Raw genomic sequence first — 21,544 nt, 5'->3', positions numbered from 1 at the left:
CAGGAACGCCTGGCAGCCAAATAAAAGGTAGTTCCGGGCTGAGACATCCCCAAACACGATGTCTGATGTCAGCAAAAGAACAACATAGTATTTGAATGATCTCTTGCATGGATGCATTGATTCGGGCCCAAGGGGCCTTGGCAATGACATAGAACCCAAGAGAGTGAATGAACATGAAAAACGTAATCAAGATGCTGGCCGTTGCAGGCCTGATGACCGCAGGTGCCGCCCAGGCTTCCGTTCCCGCTGACTTCAATGCCGCCCCGGGCGTGCTGTTCGTCAACTGGAGCGCCACCGCCGCGATGGACGGCAAGGCCAACCCCATGCTGGAGGTGCGCGACGAGTCCGGTGATCTGCTGGCTTCTGTCCACGCCAACCTGATCGGCACCCAGCAGGTCGCCATCCCGAGCCGCACCCAGGGCAACCTGACGGTGAGCCTGGGCAACGAAAGCAGCAGCTACCGCATCCCCTTCGGTCTGGGTGACGGTCGCCAGCGTTAATGAACCAACTTGGTCAGTGAGGAGCACACCATGATGAAATTGAGAGCCGCAGAAGCACGGGGCAAGGCCAACTTTGGCTGGCTGGATGCCCGTCACAGCTTCTCCTTCGGTCACTACTATGACCCGGAATGGATGGGACACTCTGCCCTGCGGGTCATCAATCAGGATCGGGTGGCGCCGGGTGGCGGTTTCGCGACCCACCCTCACGCCAACATGGAGATCCTCACCTGCGTGCTGCAAGGCACCATAGAGCACAAGGACAGCCTCGGCCACGCCGAGCAGATCCCGGCGGGGGATTTCCAGCTGATGAGCGCAGGGTCCGGCATCCGGCACAGCGAGTACAACCCCTCGCAGACCGAGCCGCTCTCCCTGCTGCAAATCTGGATCGAGCCGAATGAACACGGCACGACCCCGGGTTATCAGCAGAAGAAGATTGAAAACAAGCCCGGGATGACGCTGGTGGCGTCACCGGACGGCGAGGCGGGATCCTTCAGGATCCGCCAGCAGGCCCGCGTATGGCGGCTGCAGCTTGCCGAAGGGGAGACCCTTGAGTGGGCATTGCAAGGGCGTCATGGTTACCTGCACATGATTTCAGGGGAGCTGACCGGCAACGGTCTGGCTGCCCGACCCGGCGACGGGCTGCTCAGCCGCGACGAGTCGAGCTGGGTGCTCACCGCCTCCAGGGGGAGTGAAGCCCTGCTGTTTGACCTGCCTTGATAGAAAAATCTTGGCGAAATGAATGAGTTAACAATTAGCTTTTACACTGTAAATACCATGATGGTAAGCAAAGGAATATGACGATGGACAAGATGAAAGATGTGGCACTGCTGGTGGGTCGTGTACTGCTGGCGCTGATGTTCGTGATGGCTGGCTGGGGCAAGATAGGCGGTTACGCCGGTACCCAGGGTTACATGGAAGCCATGGGCGTGCCCGGGTTCATGCTGCCCCTGGTGATCCTGCTGGAGCTGGGTGGCGGTCTCGCCATCATGCTGGGCCTGTTTACCCGCAGCCTCTCCGTGCTGCTGGCCGGTTTCACCCTGATGGCCGCCTTCATCTTCCACTATCAGCCTGCCGAGCAGATGCAGATGCTGATGTTCATGAAGAACGTCTCCGTGGCCGGTGGTTTCCTGGCCCTGGCGGCGGCCGGTGCAGGGGCTTTCAGCCTGGATGCCCGCCTCGGCAAGCACTGGTAATACCCTGACGTTTCAAGTTTTCCAACGCCTTTTGGCCGGTGCCCTGCACCGGCTTTTTTGTGCCCGCTTCCCAGGGATGTCATCGGTGTGACGGCGCGCAGTCCGGACGCCACAAGTGCCTTTTGCATCTTATCCCCCGATCCCCGACAATCCCGATTCGCGTGCCGTGACGGGAATGCCAGAGAGTGTCCCCCCGCGCACCCCCTCTTCATGAAATTGGCGGGAGTCGTCCATGTTTACCCTCTACCACTCCAATCAGCTGGATCTGCTCAAGGAGCTGCTGGTGAGCCGCATCCGGCAGGCTCCGCTCTCCCACCCCTTCGATCGGGAGCAGATCCTGGTGCAGAGTCCCGGCATGGCCCAGTGGCTCAAGCTGGAGCTGGCCAAGGCGTTCGGCATCGCCGCCAACATCGACTTTCCCCTGCCCGCGAGTTTCATTTGGGAGATGTTCACCCGGGTGCTGGCGGACGTGCCCCGCCAGAGCCCCTACAACAAGGGGGCCATGAGCTGGCACCTGATGACCATTCTGCCCACTCTGCTCGGCAGACCCGCCTTTGCGCCCCTCGCGGCCTATCTGGGGGGCAGTGACGGGGCGGCGCCGGAGCAGGTGCGGCTCTGGCAGCTCTGCCAGAAGGTGGCGGATCTGTTCGACCAGTATCTGGTCTACCGGCCGGACTGGATCGCCCGCTGGGAAGAGGGGGAAGGATTGAGCCAGGAGCTGGCCGGGGTGAGCGGTCAGGATTGGCAGCCCGAGCTCTGGCGCGAGCTGGTGGCCCGCACCCTGGCCCTCAGCCCCAGCGGCTACCACCGCGCCAACCTCTACGAGGCCTTCATCCATGAGCTGGAGCGCACCCGGGATCTGCCGGGCAGGCTGCCGCAACGGGTCTTCGTGTTCGGCATCTCGGCCCTGCCGCCCCGCTACGTGGAGGCCCTGCTGGCCCTCGGCAGCCGCCCCGAGGTGGAGGTGCACCTGTTTGTGACCAACCCCTGCCGCTACTACTGGGGGGACTTGCTCGATCGCAAGACCCTGGCGCGCCTCGAAAACAAGCTCAAGCCCGGCACGGATCTCGAGACCCTGCAGGGCCCCGCGAACCCCTTGCTCGCCTCCATGGGCAAGCTGGGGCGCGACTACCTGCACCAGCTGATGGAGCTGGAGGTGCCGCAGATCGAGGCCTTCGTCGACATTGAGGATCGCGACGATGAGGGCAAGGTCACCTTGCTGCGGGCCATCCAGAAAGACGTGCTGGAGCTGGCGGAACGGGGGGCCGGCGAGTTCAACCTCGATGCCAGCCACCACAAGAGCCCTGTCAGCCTGGATGACGGCACTTTGCAGATCCACGCCTGCCACGGCCCCATGCGGGAGCTCGAGGTACTGCACGACCGGCTGCTGGCCCTGTTCGAGCAGGATCCCACCCTCACCCCCAAAGACGTGGTGGTGATGATGCCGGACGTCAACAGCTACGGCCCCTACATCCAGGCCGTCTTTGGCAAGGAGGGCGGCAAGGGGCGGGGCGGGGCCCGCGGCCAGATCCCCTTTGCGATCTCCGATCGGGCGGCGAGCCAGGAGAGCCCGCTGCTGCAAAGTTTCCTCGCCCTGCTCAGGCTGCCGAACGCCCGCTTCGGGGCGGGGGAGCTGCTCGCCATCCTGGAGGTGCCCGCCGTGCTGCGCCGCTTCGAGCTGGACGACGACGAGTTCAACGTGCTGCGGCGCTGGGTGCAGGAGACCGGCATCCGCTGGGGGCTGGATGACGACTATCCCGAGCGCTTCGCGCTGCCGCGTCTGTCCGGCAACAGCTGGCTGTTCGGCCTGCGGCGCATGCTGCTGGGTTTTGCCATGGGGGACGGGGAGCCGGTGGCGGGGATCCTGCCCTATGCGGACATCGAGGGGCAGCAGGGGCTGATCCTCGGCAAGCTCGCCTGGTTCGTCGACTCCCTGGCGGAGTTTCTGCCCCGGCTGCAACAGGCGCAGCCGCTGGCCGAATGGCACGCCTGCCTGCTGGCGCTGCTGGAGCGCTTCTATCTCGCCGACGAGGATGAAGAGCGCCAGCTCCAGCTCATCCGCAGCCAGCTCACCGACTGGCAGGCCCAGCTCGGCGAGGCCCGCTTCGAGCAGGCCATCAGTGCCGACCTCTTGCAGGACTACCTCGGCAGCGTGCTGGGGGAGTCCCGCTCCAGCCAGCGCTTCCTCGCCGGTCAGGTCAACTTCTGCACCCTGATGCCGATGCGCTCCATTCCCTTCCGCCAGGTCTGCCTGCTCGGCATGAACGACGGCGTCTACCCGCGCACCCTGCCCCCCATGGGCTTCGATCTGATGGCGGTGGCCTCGCGGCGCGGGGACCGATCCCGCCGGGATGACGACCGCTACCTCTTCCTCGAGGCGCTCCTCAGTGCCCAGCAGGGGCTCTACATCAGCTATCAGGGGTTCAGCGCCCAGGACAACAGCGAGAAGGTGCCCTCCGTGCTGCTGGCGGAGCTCATCGACTACGTGCGCCAGGGCTTCGTGCTGGCGGGGGATGAAGATCTCGACGACGACACCTCGGGCCAGCGGCTGCTCGAACACCTGATCGTGGCGCACCCCCTCACCCCCTACAGCCCGGCCTACTTTTATCCCGAGCCCGGCTCCGGTCTCTTCACCTATGCCGCCGACTGGCTGCCGGCCCTGAGCCCCGAGCGGGGGGCCGCCAACTTCCAGAGCGGCGATCTGCCCCTGCCCGCGGAGTGGGGCAGGGAACAGGGGCTGGAGCTGGCGGAGCTGCTGCGCTTCTATCGCCAGCCCGCCAGGTACTTCCTCAACCGCCGCCTCAAGGTGTGGTTCGAGCTGGAGGAGGCGACCATCGAAGACAGCGAGCCCTTCGAGCTGGACGGCCTGCAGCACTATCAGCTCAAGGCGCTGCTGCTGGATGCCCATCTGACCGAAGGGGAGAGCGAGGCCCGTCGCCACCGGCTGCAACTCTCCGGCCTGCTGCCACAAGGGTGGTTCGGCAGCCTGCTGCTGGAGGAGATCGACGGCGAGATGGGCAAGCTGGCGGCGCGGCTGCGTCCCTGGACGGGGGACAAACAGGCGGTGGAGATCGACATCGCCCTGGCCCAGGGGCAGCTTCAGGGCTGGATAGACACCCAGAAGGGACGAGCGCTGGTGGTCAAACCCGGCAGCTTCAACGGCAAGGATCTGCTGCTGGCCTGGATCCAGCACCTTTGCCTCTCATTGAGCAGCGCCCCCGGCGACACCCTGCTGTTCGATGCCAAACAGAGTCTGCGGCTGCCAAGGCTTGCGGCGGACGAGGCGCGGCCCAGGTTGGCGGCTCTGGTGGCCCTCTGGACCCAGGGGATGAAGCGGCCGCTGCCCTTCTTCCCGAGCACCGCCTGGGAGTGGCTCAAGGGGATCGAGAAGGATCCGGCAAAGCCGGAGGAGGCCGACAAGGCGGCGCTTGCCCGCTTCAACGGCGGCTACATGGTGACGGGAGAGGGGCAGGACGTCTATGTCGCCCGCTGCTTCCCGGAACTCGATGACGAGGTGCTGGCCCAGTTGCAGGGGCTGGCCCGTGAACACCTGACCCCGCTCCATCAGGCGCTGGAGGAGTTGCAATAATGGCTAACCCGCTCAATCCCCTGCGTTTTCCCCTCTATGGCGAGCGGCTGATCGAGGCCTCCGCCGGGACCGGCAAGACCTATACCATCGCGGGCCTCTATCTGCGCCTCTTGCTGGGCCACGGCCCGGTTATCGAACAAGCAGGCGAGGAGGGGGGAGACGCCGGTCAGCCCTGTGCCCACGAGCGGCCCCTGTCGGTGACCGAGATCCTGGTGGTGACCTTTACCGAGGCGGCCACCGCCGAACTGAGGGGGCGGATCCGCGCCCGCATCCACGAGGCGCGCCTCGCCTTTATGCGCGGCCACAGCACGGATACCCTGCTGGCCCAACTGCTGGCGGAGGTGGAGGATCACGACCTGGCGGCCCGTCGCCTGCTGGCCGCCGAGCGGCAGATGGACGAGGCGGCGGTCTTCACCATCCACGGCTTCTGCCAGCGGATGCTCAGGCAGAACGCCTTCGAGTCGGGCGCCCTCTTTGAAACCGAATTTTTGACCGACGACAGCCGGCTCCGGCTGCAGGCGGTGAGTGACTACTGGCGCGCCGAGTTCTATCCGGTGGATCAGCCCCTGGCCCGGGCGGTGCGAAGGCTCTGGCCGAGCCCCGCCGCCCTGCTGCGGGAGATGGGGAGCTGGCTCGACAACGACGAGCTGGAGATCCGCCCGGTGGCGGGGGACGAGACCCTGGCGGCGCGGCACAGCGTCGCCATGGCCCGCATCGGGGCGGTGAAAGCCGGGTGGCTGGCGCAGACGGACGAGATCCGCCGCCAGACCGAGGGGCAGATCAGCCGCTACACCGGCAAGAACTATGAGGGCTGGCTTGCCAAGATTGGCGACTGGGCGCAGGACGAGACCAGCGGCTACGTCCTGCCCAAGGAGCTGGAGCGCTTCGGCCAGCAGGCGCTGGAGGAGAACCTCAAGAAGGGGGGAACGGTGCCCACCCTGCCGCTCTTTGGCGAGATAGACGCCCTGCTGGCGAGCCGACCCGGCATCCGGGATCTCGTCTTGCAGCGGGCGGCCAGGGTAGTGCGCAGCCGGATGCAGGAGAGCAAGCGCCAGGCCCATCAGCTCTCCTTCGACGATCTGCTGCGGGATCTCGACGGGGCGCTCGGCTCGGGCCTGGGGGAGCGGCTGTGCGAGCGCATCCGCGCCACCTACCGGGTCGCCATGATCGATGAATTCCAGGATACCGACCCCCAGCAGTACCGCATCTTCCATCGCCTTTACGGCGGTCACCAGGACACGGCGCTCCTGATGATCGGCGACCCCAAGCAGGCCATCTACGGCTTTCGTGGCGCGGACATCTTCACCTACATCCAGGCGCGGCGAAATGTGAGCGCCCACTATACCCTGGGGCGCAACTGGCGCTCAAGCCGCGCCCTGGTGGTGGCGGTCAACGGCCTGTTCGAGCGGGCGAAGGATCCCTTCATCTACGAGGCGGACATCCCTTTCCTGCCGGTGGAGGCGCAGGGCAAGAGCCGGGCACTGCTGATCGAGGGGCAGACCGCCCCCGTGCTGCACTGCTGGCAGCTCACCGGTCAGCCCACCTTCAACAAGGGGGAGTACCAGAGCAGGATGGCCCGCGCCACGGCGGCGGAGATCCATCGCCTGCTCACGCTGGCCCGGGAGGGCAAGGCGATGCTCGGCAGCGAGCCGGTCAGGGCCGGGGATATCGCCGTGCTGGTGCGCACCGGCGCCGAGGGCAAGCTGGTGCAGCAGGAGCTGGCGCGCCTTGCCATCGCCTCCGTCTATCTGTCGAACCGCGAGAGCGTGCTGGCCCAGGTTGAGGCGCGGGAGATCCTGCTGATCCTGCACGCCTGCCAGAACCCGAGCGATGAGCGAAGCCTGCGGGCGGCGCTCGCCACCGGCCTGTTCGATCTCGATGCCAGGGCCCTGGACGCGCTGGCCTCGGACGAGCGGGCCTGGGAGAGCGCGGTGCAGGAGTTCATGGGATACCGCGCGGTCTGGCATCGCCACGGGGTGCTGGCCATGCTGCGGGCCCTGATGCACGGGCGCAACCTCGCCGCCTCCCTGCTGGCGAGCCCCTACGGGGAGCGGCGGCTGACCAACTTCCTCCATCTCGGCGAACTGCTGCAACAGGCGAGCGGCGAGCTGGACGGGGAGTACGCCCTGCTGCGCTGGCTCGGGGAGGCGGTGAGCCAGCCCAACGGCCAGGACGGGGAGCAGATACTTCGCCTGGAGTCCGAGCGCAAGCTGGTGCAGATCGTCACCATCCACAAATCCAAGGGGCTGGAGTACCCGCTGGTCTTCCTGCCGTTCATTTGCAGCCACCGCGCCGCCGACACCCCCCTGTTCCACGAAGCGGGGGAGGCGGGCAATCGCACCGTGCTCGATCTCACCGGTGCCGAAGCGTCCCTGGCCGAGGCCGACAAGGAGCGCCTCGCCGAAGACTTGCGCCTGCTCTACGTGGCCCTGACCCGGGGGGTCTATGCCACCTGGCTGGGGCTGGCGCCGGTGCGCTCCGGGGCGGGCAAGTCGGAGAAGACCGACCTGCACCGCACCGCCATCGGCTACCTGCTGCAAAAGGGGGAGGAGGGGGACGCCGGGACACTGGCGACCGCCCTCACCGACCTGGCCCAGGCCCTGCCGGGGGTGGCCGTCGGTGAGCCCTCGCTCACCCGCCCGGCCCCGCTGCCCGCCGAAGCGGAGAAGCCGGGTGAGCCCAGCGTGCGCGCGTTCCAGGGGCAGCTTGAGCGGGACTGGTGGATCAGCTCCTACTCCGGGCTCGCGGCCCAGGGCAACGGCCACGGCAAGGGGGTGCTGGCCAACCCCGGCTTCGACGACGAGGTGGCCACCGAGGCCGCCGTCACCGTGCAGGAAGAGGAGGCGCCCGCCCCTTCCATCTTCACCTTCCCCAAGGGGGCGCGTCCCGGCACCCTGCTCCACAGCCTGTTCGAGACCATCGACTTCGAGCACGCGGGGGGCGAGTCGCTGGCACAGCACATCGCCGCCCTGCTGGCCCAGGAGGGGTTCGACGAAGGCTGGGCCCCCGTGCTGCAACAGCAGGTGGAGGCGGTGCTGGATACCCCCCTTGAGACCGGCCTTGGGGATCCGGTGCGGCTGCGGGATCTGGCCCCCGAGTGCAAACAGGTGGAGCTGGAGTTCTTCCTGCCCATGGGGCGGGTGACGGCACCGGCGCTGACCGCACTCTGCCAGCTGCACGACCCCCTGTCGCGGGGCGGCAAGCCGCTCGGTTTTGCCACCGTGCAGGGGATGCTCAAGGGCTTCATCGACCTGGTGTTCGAGTGGCAGGGGCGCTGGTATCTGCTCGACTACAAATCGAACCACCTTGGCATGAGCCCCGCCGATTACGGCCGCCCGGCCCTGGAGCGGGCCATGCGCGAGCATCGCTACGATCTGCAATACCAGCTCTATTCGCTGGCCCTGCACCGGCTGCTCGCCTTGCGGCTGCCGGGCTACGATTTCGACCGGCATTTTGGCGGGGTCTTCTATCTCTTCCTGCGCGGCATGCCCCAGGGGGGCATTTTCCATGCCAGGCCCAGCCGGGAACTGGTGCTGGGGCTGGACGAGTTGTTTAGTAAAGGTGTGACGTCTGACGATCATCGTTTAGAAAAATCGAACAAGGCAGAGGCATGAGGGGCGAGATGAAGGGCGAAACCATGATAGAGCGGCTGAAAGCCTTGGCGCTGGCGGGGCGCATCCGCCAGCTTGACCTGCAATTTGCCAGGCTGGTGGCCGACCTTGGCGGCAGCCCCGAGCTGGTGCTGGGGGCCGCGCTCGCCTGTCATGAGCTGGGGCGCGGCCATGTCTGCCTGCCGCTGGCGATGCTCGCTCAGGGCGGTGACGGGCAGGGATCCTCGCGTCCCTTCGGGCTGGATCCGGATCAGAGCCGGGATCTGCTGGCGGATCTCGCGGATCCTGCGAGCTGGCCCGCCCTCTTTGCGGCCAGCCCCCTGGTGGGGAGCGAACAGGAGGAGGGGGAGACCCCCCGCTGGCCCCTGCGACTCTGGGGGGATCGCCTCTACCTCACCCGCTACCACGACTTTGAGCTGGGGGTGGCCCGCCACCTTAGCGCCTTGAGTGAACGGGCCGAATGGCCGGAGATTGCCCCGGCCCTGTCACGCCTCTTTGCCCGCGACTACGGCCTGGTGTTCGGGGCCCTGCTCAAGGCCCGCCTCGCACCGGATTTCTCCGTCCGCCACTTTGTGGAGAAGTACCTGGATCTGGTCTTCCCCCATGAGGTGGAGTGGCCCGCCGTGGAGACCCTGCTAAAAAGCGCCCAGGCGGCCAGCGAGCTGGAGCGGCTGGATACCCTGGTGCCCGAGGCGCTCTGCTGCAACGGTCAGAAGCTGGCGGCGGCCACGGCGGCGGCGCGCCCCTTCGCGGTCATTTCCGGCGGCCCCGGCACCGGCAAGACCACCACGGTGGCCAAGCTCCTCGCCATCCTGGTGGAGACCGGCCTGCAAGGGGGCAAGGCCCCGGCGATCCGGCTGGTGGCCCCCACCGGCAAGGCGGCGGCGCGTCTGACCGAGAGTATCGGCGCTGCCCTGCAGGCGCTGGATCTGCCCCCCGAGTGGGTGGAGGCCATCCCCACCGAGGCGGGCACCCTGCACCGGCTGCTCGGGGTGATCCCTGGGCGCAGCCAGTTCCGCCACCACAGAGGCAACCCGCTGCACCTCGACCTGCTGGTGGTGGACGAGGCCTCCATGGTGGACCTGCCCATGATGGCGCGCCTGCTGGACGCGCTGCCCCGCCACGCCCGCCTCATCCTGCTCGGCGACAAGGATCAGCTCGCCTCGGTGGAGGCGGGGGCCGTGCTCGGGGATATCTGCAGCTTTATCGAACAGGGCATCAGCCCCGCGCAGGCGGATTGGCTCTCCCGCCAGACCGGCTATCGCCTGCAAGGCACGCCAGCGGGGGCCAGCGTGCGCGACAGCCTCTGTTTGCTCTCCAAGAGCTGGCGCTTTGACCAGCATTCGGGCATCGGCCAGTTGGCGCGGGCCTGCAACAGCGGCGACGGGGCGGCGGTGGAGGCGGTCTGGGGCGCAGGATTTGGCGACATCCGCCTGCACCCCTGGGTGGGGGAGGCTTACAACGCCTTGATCGCAGAGGGGGTGGCCGGTTATGGCAGCTACCTCAAGGCGGCCCGGGCCGGAGAGGATCCGGCGGCGGTGTTCAAGGCGTTCAACGGCTTCCAGATCCTCTGCGCCCTGCGGGACGGCCCCTTCGGGGTGACGGGGCTTAACGAGCGCCTCGAACTGGCCCTCGCCAAGGCAGGGCTGATCCAGCGTGACGGCGACTGGTATGCGGGCCGCCCGGTGATGGTGGTGCGCAACGACCACGGGGTGGGCCTCTACAACGGCGACATGGGGCTCTGTCTGCCCGATGACACCGGCCGCCTCAAGGTGTGGTTCGAGCAGCCGGACGGCACCCTGCGGGCTTTGCTGCCCAGCCGGTTGCCCCCCCACGAGACGGTCTACGCCATGACCATCCACAAATCCCAGGGGTCGGAGTTTGCCCACACCGTGCTGGTGCTGCCCGACAGCCCCAGCCCGCTGCTGACCCGTGAGCTGGTCTATACCGGCATCACCCGCGCCAAGGCCCGCCTCGATCTCTACGGCGATCGCGCCCTGCTGGCACAGGCCGTGCGGAAAAAGACCGAGCGTTATTCGGGATTGGCACAGAGGTTGGGGGAGTGATTTATTGGATGGCGGTGAAGGAATTTACCGCTGTTTGAATACGTAGTAGGAGTCCTACTGTGGGCTTCCTTACCCGTCATGGGGGGGAGCGTTGAGCGCTAGGTTTTCATCGACCGTGACATCAAAGTAAATCACCTCTCGAAATCACGTCGCAAACATATGATAAATATGAAGTTTATCTGTTGCTGTTTTTGCGGGAGGGGTGAATAGTATTTTTGTTTTATAAATAGCGCAGTGTGACAGCGATTTATGAAGGAGAAGACGGTGGTTGAAGAAGCATTGTCGTACAAGGAACTTGGTCCGTGCCTGAGTAGTGAGTTGGCAGCGCATCTTGTGGATGCATATGGATTGTCAAAAGAGGCTGCTCGTCAACGAATCAGCAGGGCAAGTGATAAAGTCAAGCAGCTCTCACATTTGAAATTTTCTAGAGGTACTCGCTTTACATACTTAGAAAAAGACTACGGTTCACCTATATTTTGGGATAATTTGTTTCGAGTGATTTATAGCCAGAAGGGCGCATATGCATTAGCCCTTAGAGCTGTGGAAAGTAGAGGTATTGTCCCAATTGAACATTTTAAAATAGCTTGTGGTTCACCAAAGGCTCAGCAGAAAAAAATAAGTTTATTCAGTGTTATGGAAAGAATGCTTGAGGCGAACATCTTTGTAAAAGATGAGATAAATGGTATAGGAGAATGCATTCTTACTAAGAAACTGCATGATAATAATGTTTTAAAAGAACAAGTGGTAAACTCTATTAGATCAAGGCTCCTCGCAGAACAGGTATTTATTGGCGCGATTAAAGAGTGGCTTCGTCGTTTATCTATTGCAAGTTATGACAGTATTAAAACCAGGGAGGATTTTTCAAATCCCCCTTTGGTTGGGCCATTCTTTTGGGATATTTCATCACCTAGTTATCTAGCCCCGCTTGTAGAATGGAAGACGAAAGATAAACCAACGCCTGGTTTTGTTGTTTGTGATGTTCTATTTAGTACGAATGTCAATATGGGTGATTTGGAGCCATTCTTTAACAAGGTCCAGTCATTGCAATCACTTAAAAATATAAAAAGGACGCTTTATATTTTTGTGGCGCTTAGTTATGAGAATGATGCTTATAGAAAGTTAAGGGAGAAAGGTATAATACCCGCAACACCGGAGAGTCTCTTTGGTAAGGATATTGCTGAAGCATTTATTTCTCTAATTAAAGTTACTGAGAAGTCAATTTCTGGCAATCTAGAAAGCAAATATCTTGATGAAGTCATGGCTAAGCTGAATCGTTTAGAGGGGGTGATGGGTAATATGCGGGGAGCATTTTTTGAAATGCTTGTCAGTCATATAGTTAGAAGCTCTACAGCTGGGATTTTTGAACTGAATAAGATATGCAAGGATAATAAAGGAGAAAATGCTGAGGTAGATGTCTATGTGATTCCTCAAATTGGAAATCCTAGGATGATAGAGTGCAAAGCAATGAAACCAGGCTCTTTTGTTAGTAATGAGGAAATTGATAGATGGTTGAATGTTAGGATTAATAGAGTAAGAGAACACTTAAATAGATTGGAGATAGTCAAGCCAAGCAGAGAAATTCCTATATTTGAATTGTGGACAACAGGAAGAATTTCAGATGACTCTATGGCTAGAATTTTAAAAACAAAAGAGGTAAACAAACACAAATATAACCTCATTGTCGTTGGCCCAGTCGAAATTAGAGATGCTGCTAAGTTTGATGATGCAGCGCTGAAAGTGTTGAATGATTATTTTCTTCCGAGGGTTTAGATAATTTCATCACATGATGGTTATTACTTGTTAGTGGTGTTATATATATCGCGAAATATTTTTTCTTTCCCTTATCCCCAGCCCTTCTCCCGAAAGGAGAGAAAGGAGAGAAGGGAGAAAACATGTCGTCCGATTACGCTTCGCTAATCGAACCTACGTGGCTGGCGATCATATCCCCGATGCGGTTTTATCCCCTCTCCCATTGGGAGAGGGCAGGGTGAGGGGATCATTCAGGTAATTAGATAGTCAGCTCCAGCCGATTGCCTTCGGGATCGAGGAAGGTGCTCTCGTAATAGCCGTCGCCGGTCCAGCGGGGGCCGTCCAGGTGTTTTACATCGGCGCCCTTGAGCAGCTTGAGATGGGCGGTCATCTTGTCCACCTCCTCCACGCTGCCGAGGGAGAAGGCGAGATGGGCCAGTCCCTGCAACGGGTGTGGCAGACTGAGATCTGCCGGGAACAGGATGGGGCTGTGCATCAGCTCCAGGCTGGCGCCTCCCTCGAAGCGCACGAAGTAGGACGAAAACTGCTTGGTCGGGTTGTGGTAGCGCTCATTGGCCTGCCCGCCAAACAGGGAGCAGTAGAATGCCTTGAGTGCCTCCAGATCTTGCGCCCAGATGGCGACGTGATGGATATGCATGGCTGGTCTCCTGTGACTCGATGCCCTTGATGCTATGCTGGGGCCTGTCCCTTCGACATGGCTGAGCCCGTCCTGATGATGTCTGAAACTGCCAATCTTGAAGTCATTGACGTCTCCCTCGACTGCCGCGAGCAGATCTGTTGCGACAGCCTGCTGCCGGCCCTCGCACAGGAGCAGGTGTGGCTGGCGGGCTATTCCCGTCTCAAGACCCGTTATCGCATTTCCCGCCGCTTTGCCGATGTGCACTGTTTTCTGCTGACTCTGGGGGGCGAGGGAGAGGTGCTGATCGGCGATCGCTTCGAGCGGTTGCAGGTCGGGGAGTGGGCCCTGATCCCGGCCGGGGAGCCGCTCTGCTATCAGCTTGGTGAGCAGCCTAGTGAGAAGGTTAATGAGCCGTTGGATCAGCCGTTGAGTGAGACGGACGAGTGGGCGCTGGTGTGGCTGCTGTTGCACAAGGATTCCCCCTGGGATGCCTTCGCCAGCCACCCCCGGCTCGGCTGTACCTCCCAGCAGGCCACCGTGCTGCGCACGATCGAGAACCTCTATGCGGAGCAGGAGCGCCATCAGGACCCGCTGCTCAGCGCTCTGCTGGTGGAGCAGCTCGGTTTCTACCTGCGCCGCCTGCTGCAAAAGGGAGAGGGACAGAGCCGCGGCGAGCGGCTGGCGCTGCGCCTCGAATTACTGCTCAAAGAGGCGCTGACCGAGCCTTGGGACATAGCCCGCATGGCCGGCGCCCTGCATTTCTCCGAGCGTCAGCTCCATCGACTCTGTCAGCAGCATTTCGCGCTGGCGCCCATGGCGCTGCTGCAACGGTTGCGGTTGCAGCGGGCGGCGCTCTTGCTGGCGAGCCGGGCCGACCCGGTGAAGCAGTTGGCCGAGCAGTGCGGCTTCAAGAACGAATACCACTTCTCCACCGCCTTCAAGCGCCAGCATGGGCTGGCGCCCAGTCACTATCGCCGGTTGCATCACCCCGCCTTCAAGGGGCGCTGAGGGCGCCCAAAAAAACGGGGCCCGAGGTGTCCCCCGGGCCCCGCAAGCAGATGGCGTGCTTAGATGCTGGATTTGACGCTGACGAACTCGGGGTAGGCATCGATGCCGCACTCGTGGACATCCACACCCATCATCTCTTCCTCTTCGCTGACCCGCAGGCCCATGGTGGCCTTGAGCAGGCTCCAGACCACGAGGGAGACGACAAAGACCCAGCCGAAGATGGTGGCAGCACCCAGCAACTGGGCACCGAAGGTGGCGCTCGTGTTGGAGAAGGGCACCACCATCAGGCCGAACAGGCCGCAGACGCCGTGTACCGAGATGGCACCGACCGGATCATCGATCTTCAGGCGATCGAAGGCGACGATGGCGTAGACCACCAGGGCACCGGCCAGGGCGCCGATCAGGCTGGCGAACAGCGGGCTGGGGGAGGCCGGGTCGGCGGTGATGGCGACCAGACCGCCGAGGGCGCCGTTGAGGATCATGGTGAGATCCGCTTTGCCCCAGGTGAGCTTGCTGACCAGCAGGGCGCCGACCACACCGGCGGCCGCGGCGGCGTTGGTGTTGACGAAGACGGTGCCGATGGCGGTGGCATCAGCGGCGCTGGAGAGCGCCAGTTGGGAGCCACCGTTGAAGCCGAACCAGCCCATCCAGAGGATCAGGGTGCCCAGGGTCGCGAGCGGCAGGTTGGAGCCGGGGATGGGGTAGATCTCCCCTTGCTTGCCATATTTGCCGCGACGGGGGCCGAGCAGCAGCACGGCGGCCAGGGCAGCGGCAGCGCCCGCCATGTGGACGATGCCGGAGCCTGCAAAGTCGGAGAAGCCCGCCTCCTTCAGGAAGCCACCACCCCAGCTCCAGTAGCCTTCCACGGGGTAGATGAAGCCGGTCATCACCACGCAGAACAGCAGGAAGGACCAGAGCTTCATCCGCTCTGCCACCGCACCTGAGATGATGGAGGTGGCGGTGGCGACGAACACCACCTGGAAGAAGAAGTCGGAGTGCAGGGAGTGGCCCGCGTCGTCCGCCTGGCTGCCCATCAGGCTGCCAAAGCTCGGCAGCCAGCCGCCGGCGCTGTTGTCCACGTACATGATGTTGTAGCCGACCAGCAGGAACATGATGCAGGCGATGGCATAGAGCAGGATGTTCTTGGTCAGGATCTCGGTGGTGTTCTTGGCGCGGACCAGGCCGGCTTCGAGCATGGCGAACCCGGCGGCCATCCACATGACCAGCACGCCGGAGATCAGCAGGTAGAAGGTGTCGAGTGCATAGCGCAGCTCGCTGACGGATGTGATCAACTCTTCCATGTCGTATTCCTCAGTTCCAGTCGTATCAAAGGGCGTCTGCGTCGGTCTCGCCGGTGCGGATGCGCACGGCGGCCTGCAGGTCATAAACGAAGATCTTGCCGTCACCTATCTTGCCGGTGTGGGCGGCCTTGCTGATGGCTTCGATGATCTGCTCGACGTTGTCGGCCAGGGTGGCGATCTCCAGCTTTACCTTGGGCAGGAAATCCACCTGGTATTCGGCACCCCGGTACAGCTCGGTGTGCCCCTTCTGGCGGCCAAACCCCTTGACCTCGGAAACCGTCAGCCCCTCGACGCCGAGGTTGGCGATGGCTTCGCGCACGTCGTCGAGTTTGAACGGCTTGATGATGGCGGTGATTAATTTCATGCAATATCCCCAATCCTTGTGGTTCACCCAGATAAAGGCAAATATTGCGCCAGAAAAGTATTTTTCTTTTTATTCATGCACTTGCTTATTAATCGCAGCCCTGGTCAGCGAGGCTTGCCCAATATGGGCAGGGCTGCGCCAAAGGTGTGCACCGCCGTGGTGCAATCTGGCCGGCAGAAGAACGGAAGGGAGCGTGACGGCGCGCAAGACTCGAAAGTGTGCGGGCTGCTACTGTTGTTCAACAAGAGGGCAACCTGGCCGATAACCCGTCATGACGGGGTGTCGAGGCCAGTCGCCCCCTTGAAGGCTCGACCGGCAGGCCCGGTTTTCCCGCCAGGTCAACAAGCGGAACCGTGGCGCCGAGTAGCAGAACAAGGAAGGTTTTCATGCTGCATGACAATGAGATGACAAGGCTACCGGCCCTCGACGAGGCCGTGATGAGCGGCATGCTGGAGGTCGTGAGCGACGGTCTCTGGGACTGGAATGCCAACACCGGCTATGTCCATCGCTATCCCGGCTGGTATCAGATGCTGGGGTATGAGCCACACTCCCTCGACAACACCGTCTTCACCTGGGAGAACCTGATCCACCCGGACGATCTGGCGCAGGTCATGGAGAGCTTCGATGCCTGCCTGAGCGGGCGGGCGGCGGACTACCGGGCCGAATACCGCTGCCGTTGCCGTAACGGTGACTACCTCTGGGTGGCGGATTGTGGCCGCATCGTCGCACGCAACCCGGACGGCAGTGTCGCCAGGATGGTGGGGGCACACCGCAACATCCACGCCCAGCGGGAACTCTACGCCAGGCTGGAGCTGCAAAACCGCACCCTGGAGCAGCAGGTGGCGCAGCGTACCGCCGAACTGGAGCGGCTCAACCAGGCCTTGCAGTTTCAGGTGGAGGAGAACCGCCGCCTGGCGGAGACGGACTCCCTGACCGGCGCGGCCAGCCGCTATCGGCTGGAGCAGGCGGTGCGGCTGGAGCATGAGCGCGCCAAGCGCTTCAAGGAGCCCTTTGCCGTGATCGCCATGGACGTGGACGACTTCAAGCAGATCAACGATCGCCATGGCCACGGGGTGGGGGACCAGACCCTGATCGATATCGTGCAGCTGACCCGGGGCTGCATCCGCGAGATCGATCTGCTGGCCCGCTGGGGGGGTGACGAGTTCATGCTGGTGCTTCCCAATACCCGGTTGCCCGACGCCCGGGTGGTGGCCGAAAAGCTGAGGCAGCGCCTGAGCCATGCCAGGGTCAAGGGGATCGAGCCCGTGACCTTGAGTTTCGGGTTGGTGGAGTCCGACCCCGACGAGCAGGTGTCCCATCTGATGGCACGGGTCGACAGAGCGCTCTACCGGGCCAAGCTGGCGGGCAAGGACCAGCTCAGCGGCTGACAAGGGCACTGGTCGGAGCCGCTACGGGGCTTTTCCCCCCCGAATACGGCTTGACCAAGGGATTTTCTTGACTCCAATTCATCCCGCTGGTTTCATGCGCGCTCTTTTCATTCTTGCGAGATGTATCTTCATGAAAAAGTCCTTGCTGATTGCCCTGACCGCCCTGCCTCTGGTTGCCCACGCCGGCCTGATGGATTCCCTGACCGACACCGTGACCAGCAGCGTCACCAGCACCGCCAAAGAGATGGCTGGCAACGCCATGGACACCGCTTCCAACGAAGCGATCAAGAAGGCCCTGGACATCAAGGAAGGCGGCTCCAACAAGCAGGCCATCAAGGACAAGCTGGGCGCCCCGGCCAGCACCAAGACCGACGCCGGTCTGGAAGTGTGGACCTATGACCTGGACGCTCTGAACAAGGCCTCCCCGCTGCTGGCCGAGACCACCAAGTCCCTGCTGAAAGACTCCGAAGTGGCCCAGAAGAACGTGGTCATCAAGTTCGAAGGCGAGACCGTGAAGACCCTGAACCTGGCCAACAAGGCCTGAGTCCTGGCAAAGTGAATGAAAAAGGGGCCCGAGGGCCCCTTTTTGCTGTCTGGTGTTCAGGCTCACACCTTGAAGCGGTGTACCAGGGCCAGCAACTGGCGGTTGGACCCCAGCAGAGTGGCGGCGCTCTGCTCCGTGTTGCCGCCGTTCTCCACCAGGAGGTTCAGCATGTCGCGAATGCTCACCATGTTGCGGTTGATCTCCTCGGTCACCCGGCTCTGCTCCTCGGCAGCGGTGGCGATCTGGCTGCTGAGATCGTGGATCTGCACCACGGCGTCGGCCATGGTGTCGAGGCCGCCGGTGACCTGCCCCGTGGTGTCGGCCGCCGCCTGGCAACTGCGCTTGGTCTGCTCCATGGCGACCACGGCCTCGGCGACCCCCTGGGTGAGCCGTGACAACATGCTGCCCACTTCGGCGGTGCTGTTCTGGGTGCGTGCCGCGAGGGCACGCACCTCGTCGGCCACCACCGCGAAGCCCCGGCCCTGTTCACCGGCCCGGGCCGCCTCGATGGCGGCGTTGAGCGCCAGCAGGTTGGTCTGGGCGGCGATGCCGCCGATCACCCCGAGCACGCTGCCGATCTGCTGGGCATCTTCCTGCATCTCCAGCACCTTGGCGGCGGCGAGATCCACCTCGTCGATGAGGGCCACCACGCTGGCGGAGGCTGATCCCACCACCTTGCGGGAGCTGGCCGCCTGACCGTTGGCGGCCTCGGTGAAGCTGGCGGAGTCGTTGGCGTGGCGGGCAACGCTGTCGGCGGTGGAGCTGAGTTCGTTGAGGGCGGTGACGACCTGATCGGTTTCGCTGGCGTGTTCTCCCAGGATCCGCCTGGCCTGCCCGGTCTGCTGATCGAGCTGGGCCAGCTCGCGGGTGATGAGGTCGGTGGCGGCGGTCACCTGCACCATCATCTGTTGCAGGAAGGCGATGAAGCGGTTGACCGACAGGGCGATGTTGTCCAGCTCGTCATGCCCTTTGACCTGGATGCGGGCGGTCAGATCGGCGTCGCCGGCGCTGAGGGCGTCGATGTTGAGCTTGAGGGTCTGCAGGCGGCTGCCAAGCTGGCTGATGGCCAGCACCATGAGCACGAACAGCAGCCCCGCCAGGGGGAGCTGGATGCTCGCCAGGGTGGCGAGCACATCCCGGCTGTCCTGGGTCAGGGTGCGGGTCGGCAGGGCGGCGGCCAGCAGCCAGGGGGTCCCTTCGATGGCCTCCATCAGCAGGGTCTGTTCCTCACCCTGATCCTGGAAGGTGGTGCGCAGCTGCCCCTTGCTCGCATCCTGGCCCAGCAGGCCGCTGATGGCGAGGGCGAAGGGATAGTCGGCGTGGGCGGAGAGGTTGCCGAGCACCACATCCCCGGTCAGACGGGCGTTGCGGCTCAGGATCTTGCCGTCAGCCTCGATGATCATCACCTGACCGCCGATCTCCTGCTCTTTCTTGGCCACCAGGTCGTTGAAGAAGCCCAGGGTGACGTCTATGGTCGACACCCCGTAGAGGGCGCCATCCTGGTAGATCCCCATGGCGCAGTTGGTTCTCGGCTGCTGGCTAGCGCCATCCTTGTAGGCGGCGGCCCAGGCACAGACGCCACGGGGCGCCTGCTGACCGGCCTTGTGCCAGGGCTGATCGAAATAGTTGGGCGCCTCTGCCGAGTTCCAGTAGGTGTTGGGAATGAGGGCGTTGGACGCATCCCTGTGGAAGAAGGTGCTGAACTTGGCGCGTCCCGCCTCCCGCTTGTCCGGCAGGGGCCAGATGCCGCCACCGAAGACCATGCCGTTGCCGTACTGGTCGATGAGGGCCGGGAGCTGGGCATCTATCTGCTCGCTCGGCAGTTGTGCCACCAGCTGGGTGATGCTGCGCGACTGGGTCTGCACCCCGTTGAGCTGGTCACGGATGTCGGTCGCTATCTCGCCGACTCGCAGCGCCACGTTCTCCTCCCCCGCTTTTTGCAGGGCGGGGGTGATCCAGATCTGGATGCCGATCACCGTCAGGGCGCACACCAGCGCCATGAAGCCCAGAAAAACGGCGGTATAGCGCCCCTTGATTGTGCCCAGATTCCATCCCATAACGACTCCTGTCCACTGTGTCCGGGATCGTGCCCGCGTCTGTTGTATGAGGGACCATTATGATTTATTTCGAAAGTGAAACGTTTGTTATCGCTCACATAACATGATGCGGCCAGGCAGGAAAAGGTGAAAAAACTGGGGGGTTAAGACAAAAAAGGGTGGCTTGCGCCACCCTGTCGTTTTCGCCGGTGTCGGGGCAGTGCCCCGCCGGATCACGGGTCTGCTTCGGCAAACCGCTTCATTACTTCGCTTTACTGGTTTGCTTCTGCGAACTGCTTCATCACCTCGGCATGCTTGATCATGCCGTCGGCACGCAGACCAAGGTTCTTCACGAACTCCGCCTTCTTGGCCGGATCTTCAATCTTGTCGTAGCGCTGTTGCAGATGGGCCTGGATCTGTTCCGGGGTCATGTTCTTCATGCGGGCCATCTTGTCGTGGCGGCCGCCATGATGCTTGCCGCCCATCATGCCGCTACCGTCCATGGGGCAACCGGTCGCCGTGGCCTGGGTCGGTTGCGCGGTGGAGACCGCCTCGCTGGCGGCATAGGCGCCCAGCGGCAGGCCGAGGATCAGGGTGGCGGTCAGCAGGGTCTTGGTCAGCTTTTTCATGGGTAACTCCTGTCGGATGTGTACGGGTAGAGGCTCTTTCGCCTTGGTATCCAGTAAACACCGTGGAAGTGTCTGAAATTTGCCAGTAGAAGCCTATTTTGTAGCAGAGTGTGGCACAGGGGCATGCTGGCACACTTTGACACAACCCGCCCGGTTGATTTTCGTATAATCGCCCCAGCCCGATAACGGAGAGATGATGATGAACCAAGGCAGCCCTCATATTCTGGTGGTCGATGACCACAGCGAGATCCGCGATCTGCTCAAGCGCTTTCTGGAGCAGCATGGCATGCGCGTCAGTTGCGCCCGCGATGGCAAGGAGATGAAGCGGCTGCTGGATGAGCGGGAGTTCGATCTGCTGGTGCTGGATCTGATGATGCCGGGGGAGGATGGCCTCACCCTGTGCCGCGAGCTCAGGGTCAAATCCCGCCTGCCGATCATCATGCTGACCGCCATGGGGGAGGAGACGGACCGCATCATCGGCCTGGAGATGGGGGCGGACGACTACCTCTCCAAGCCGTTCAACCCGCGGGAGCTGCTGGCCCGCATCAAGGCGGTGATGCGCCGTACCCAGGCGGAGAGCCTGCCCGTGCCGGAGACCCTGACCCGGGATTTGCGCTTCGATCGCTGGCTGCTCGACGTCAATCGCCGGGAGCTGGTGGACGAGGAGGGGGTGGGGATGAGCCTCTCCACCGCCGAGTTCGATCTGCTCAAGGTGTTTCTGGAGCGGCCCCAGCGGGTGCTGAGCCGGGATCAGTTGCTGGATCTGGCCCGTGGCCGGGAGGCGGTGGCCTTCGATCGCGCCATCGATACCCTGGTGAGCCGGCTGCGGCGCAAGCTGGAGCGGGATCCCAAGAATCCCGAGCTCATCAAGACCATCTGGGGTGGCGGTTACCTGTTCGCCGCCGACGTGACCCAGGAGTGAGGCC

The 21,544-nt window shown here is 62.9% G+C and carries 16 protein-coding genes; 11 read left to right on the top strand and 5 right to left on the bottom strand.

The genetic code is table 11. From position 1 onward, the window contains the following. Positions 1-167: 167 nt before the first annotated feature. The 7 genes from AB5Y47_RS02945 to AB5Y47_RS02915 all read left to right on the top strand — a co-directional run bounded on the left by AB5Y47_RS02945 (position 168) and on the right by AB5Y47_RS02915 (position 12,729). A complete protein-coding gene (locus tag AB5Y47_RS02945) occupies positions 168-500 on the top strand; it encodes a hypothetical protein (RefSeq protein ID WP_053288810.1) in 333 nt (110 codons plus the stop codon). 30 nt (positions 501-530) lie between these two features. Then, complete coding sequence (locus AB5Y47_RS02940) at positions 531-1,217, top strand: pirin family protein (protein ID WP_010675910.1); 687 nt, start codon at positions 531-533, stop codon at positions 1,215-1,217. 83 nt (positions 1,218-1,300) lie between these two features. After that, the gene (locus tag AB5Y47_RS02935) at positions 1,301-1,693 is read left to right on the top strand and encodes a DoxX family protein (RefSeq protein ID WP_010675909.1); all 393 of its coding nucleotides are present in this window, start codon (positions 1,301-1,303) and stop codon (positions 1,691-1,693) included. Between the two features lie 232 nt (positions 1,694-1,925). Continuing rightward, the gene (gene recC, locus AB5Y47_RS02930; RefSeq protein ID WP_182976265.1) at positions 1,926-5,282 is read left to right on the top strand and encodes an exodeoxyribonuclease V subunit gamma; all 3,357 of its coding nucleotides are present in this window, start codon (positions 1,926-1,928) and stop codon (positions 5,280-5,282) included. Further along, entirely contained in the window at positions 5,282-8,896 is a 3,615-nt protein-coding gene (gene recB / locus AB5Y47_RS02925) for an exodeoxyribonuclease V subunit beta (RefSeq protein ID WP_263309493.1), read from the top strand. The genes recC and recB overlap by 1 nt, the downstream gene beginning before the upstream one ends. 8 nt (positions 8,897-8,904) lie before the next feature. Then, entirely contained in the window at positions 8,905-10,959 is a 2,055-nt protein-coding gene (recD, locus tag AB5Y47_RS02920; protein ID WP_263309494.1) for an exodeoxyribonuclease V subunit alpha, read from the top strand. A gap of 264 nt (positions 10,960-11,223) precedes the next feature. Then, the gene (locus AB5Y47_RS02915; RefSeq protein ID WP_263309495.1) at positions 11,224-12,729 is read left to right on the top strand and encodes a hypothetical protein; all 1,506 of its coding nucleotides are present in this window, start codon (positions 11,224-11,226) and stop codon (positions 12,727-12,729) included. Positions 12,730-12,967: 238 nt separating this feature from the next. Here AB5Y47_RS02915 and AB5Y47_RS02910 read toward each other — a convergent pair whose 3' ends face one another. Beyond that, a complete protein-coding gene (locus AB5Y47_RS02910) occupies positions 12,968-13,366 on the bottom strand; it encodes a VOC family protein (RefSeq protein WP_263309496.1) in 399 nt (132 codons plus the stop codon). 75 nt (positions 13,367-13,441) lie between these two features. Here AB5Y47_RS02910 and AB5Y47_RS02905 point away from each other — a divergent pair, with 75 nt between their 5' ends. After that, positions 13,442-14,356 carry a helix-turn-helix transcriptional regulator gene (locus AB5Y47_RS02905; protein ID WP_263309497.1) on the top strand — a complete coding sequence of 305 codons (915 nt, stop codon included), beginning with the start codon at positions 13,442-13,444 and terminating at the stop codon, positions 14,354-14,356. A gap of 59 nt (positions 14,357-14,415) precedes the next feature. Here AB5Y47_RS02905 and AB5Y47_RS02900 read toward each other — a convergent pair whose 3' ends face one another. Continuing rightward, positions 14,416-15,657 (bottom strand): ammonium transporter, encoded by a 1,242-nt coding sequence (locus AB5Y47_RS02900; protein WP_042864817.1) that lies wholly within the window; start codon positions 15,655-15,657, stop codon positions 14,416-14,418. A 25-nt stretch (positions 15,658-15,682) separates the two neighbouring features. Then, the gene (glnK, locus tag AB5Y47_RS02895) at positions 15,683-16,021 is read right to left on the bottom strand and encodes a P-II family nitrogen regulator (RefSeq protein ID WP_010675904.1); all 339 of its coding nucleotides are present in this window, start codon (positions 16,019-16,021) and stop codon (positions 15,683-15,685) included. Between the two features lie 386 nt (positions 16,022-16,407). Between glnK and AB5Y47_RS02890 the strand changes: the two genes are divergently transcribed. Then, positions 16,408-17,409, top strand: coding sequence for a sensor domain-containing diguanylate cyclase (locus AB5Y47_RS02890; RefSeq protein WP_039040121.1), 1,002 nt, complete (start codon positions 16,408-16,410; stop codon positions 17,407-17,409). Between the two features lie 130 nt (positions 17,410-17,539). Continuing rightward, a complete protein-coding gene (locus AB5Y47_RS02885) occupies positions 17,540-17,953 on the top strand; it encodes a hypothetical protein (RefSeq protein WP_010675902.1) in 414 nt (137 codons plus the stop codon). Positions 17,954-18,015: 62 nt separating this feature from the next. On the opposite strand, the gene AB5Y47_RS02880 is transcribed toward AB5Y47_RS02885, so the two are convergent. Both AB5Y47_RS02880 and AB5Y47_RS02875 read right to left on the bottom strand, forming a co-directional pair. Next, positions 18,016-20,010, bottom strand: a complete 1,995-nt coding sequence (locus AB5Y47_RS02880) for a methyl-accepting chemotaxis protein (RefSeq protein WP_039040120.1) — start codon at positions 20,008-20,010, stop codon at positions 18,016-18,018. Positions 20,011-20,261: 251 nt separating this feature from the next. Continuing rightward, positions 20,262-20,618 (bottom strand): hypothetical protein, encoded by a 357-nt coding sequence (locus AB5Y47_RS02875; RefSeq protein WP_139436261.1) that lies wholly within the window; start codon positions 20,616-20,618, stop codon positions 20,262-20,264. A gap of 199 nt (positions 20,619-20,817) precedes the next feature. On the opposite strand from AB5Y47_RS02875, the gene AB5Y47_RS02870 reads away from it, so the two are divergent. Continuing rightward, positions 20,818-21,540: a response regulator gene (locus tag AB5Y47_RS02870; protein WP_010675899.1), complete on the top strand. Its 723-nt coding sequence runs from the start codon at positions 20,818-20,820 to the stop codon at positions 21,538-21,540. The last annotated feature ends 4 nt before the right edge of the window (positions 21,541-21,544 follow it).

This window comes from Aeromonas sp. R7-2 (assembly GCF_040908105.1).
Taxonomy (GTDB): Bacteria; Pseudomonadota; Gammaproteobacteria; order Enterobacterales; family Aeromonadaceae; genus Aeromonas; species Aeromonas caviae.
The sequence above is the reverse complement of the archived record's forward strand: the minus strand, read 5'-3'. Positions and strand labels throughout refer to the sequence as shown.

Excerpts from the sequence above, each read along its gene's own strand:
- recD (WP_263309494.1), top strand. The coding sequence starts at position 8,905 with ATGAAGGGCGAAACCATGATAGAGCGGCTGAAAGCCTTGGCGCTGGCG.
- AB5Y47_RS02940 (WP_010675910.1), top strand. The coding sequence starts at position 531 with ATGATGAAATTGAGAGCCGCAGAAGCACGGGGCAAGGCCAACTTTGGC.
- AB5Y47_RS02905 (WP_263309497.1), top strand. The coding sequence starts at position 13,442 with ATGATGTCTGAAACTGCCAATCTTGAAGTCATTGACGTCTCCCTCGAC.
- AB5Y47_RS02885 (WP_010675902.1), top strand. The coding sequence starts at position 17,540 with ATGAAAAAGTCCTTGCTGATTGCCCTGACCGCCCTGCCTCTGGTTGCC.
- glnK (WP_010675904.1), bottom strand. The coding sequence starts at position 16,021 with ATGAAATTAATCACCGCCATCATCAAGCCGTTCAAACTCGACGACGTG.
- AB5Y47_RS02945 (WP_053288810.1), top strand. The coding sequence starts at position 168 with ATGAACATGAAAAACGTAATCAAGATGCTGGCCGTTGCAGGCCTGATG.
- recB (WP_263309493.1), top strand. The coding sequence starts at position 5,282 with ATGGCTAACCCGCTCAATCCCCTGCGTTTTCCCCTCTATGGCGAGCGG.
- recC (WP_182976265.1), top strand. The coding sequence starts at position 1,926 with ATGTTTACCCTCTACCACTCCAATCAGCTGGATCTGCTCAAGGAGCTG.
- AB5Y47_RS02870 (WP_010675899.1), top strand. The coding sequence starts at position 20,818 with ATGAACCAAGGCAGCCCTCATATTCTGGTGGTCGATGACCACAGCGAG.
- AB5Y47_RS02935 (WP_010675909.1), top strand. The coding sequence starts at position 1,301 with ATGGACAAGATGAAAGATGTGGCACTGCTGGTGGGTCGTGTACTGCTG.
- AB5Y47_RS02880 (WP_039040120.1), bottom strand. The coding sequence starts at position 20,010 with ATGGGATGGAATCTGGGCACAATCAAGGGGCGCTATACCGCCGTTTTT.
- AB5Y47_RS02875 (WP_139436261.1), bottom strand. The coding sequence starts at position 20,618 with ATGAAAAAGCTGACCAAGACCCTGCTGACCGCCACCCTGATCCTCGGC.
- AB5Y47_RS02910 (WP_263309496.1), bottom strand. The coding sequence starts at position 13,366 with ATGCATATCCATCACGTCGCCATCTGGGCGCAAGATCTGGAGGCACTC.
- AB5Y47_RS02890 (WP_039040121.1), top strand. The coding sequence starts at position 16,408 with ATGCTGCATGACAATGAGATGACAAGGCTACCGGCCCTCGACGAGGCC.
- AB5Y47_RS02900 (WP_042864817.1), bottom strand. The coding sequence starts at position 15,657 with ATGGAAGAGTTGATCACATCCGTCAGCGAGCTGCGCTATGCACTCGAC.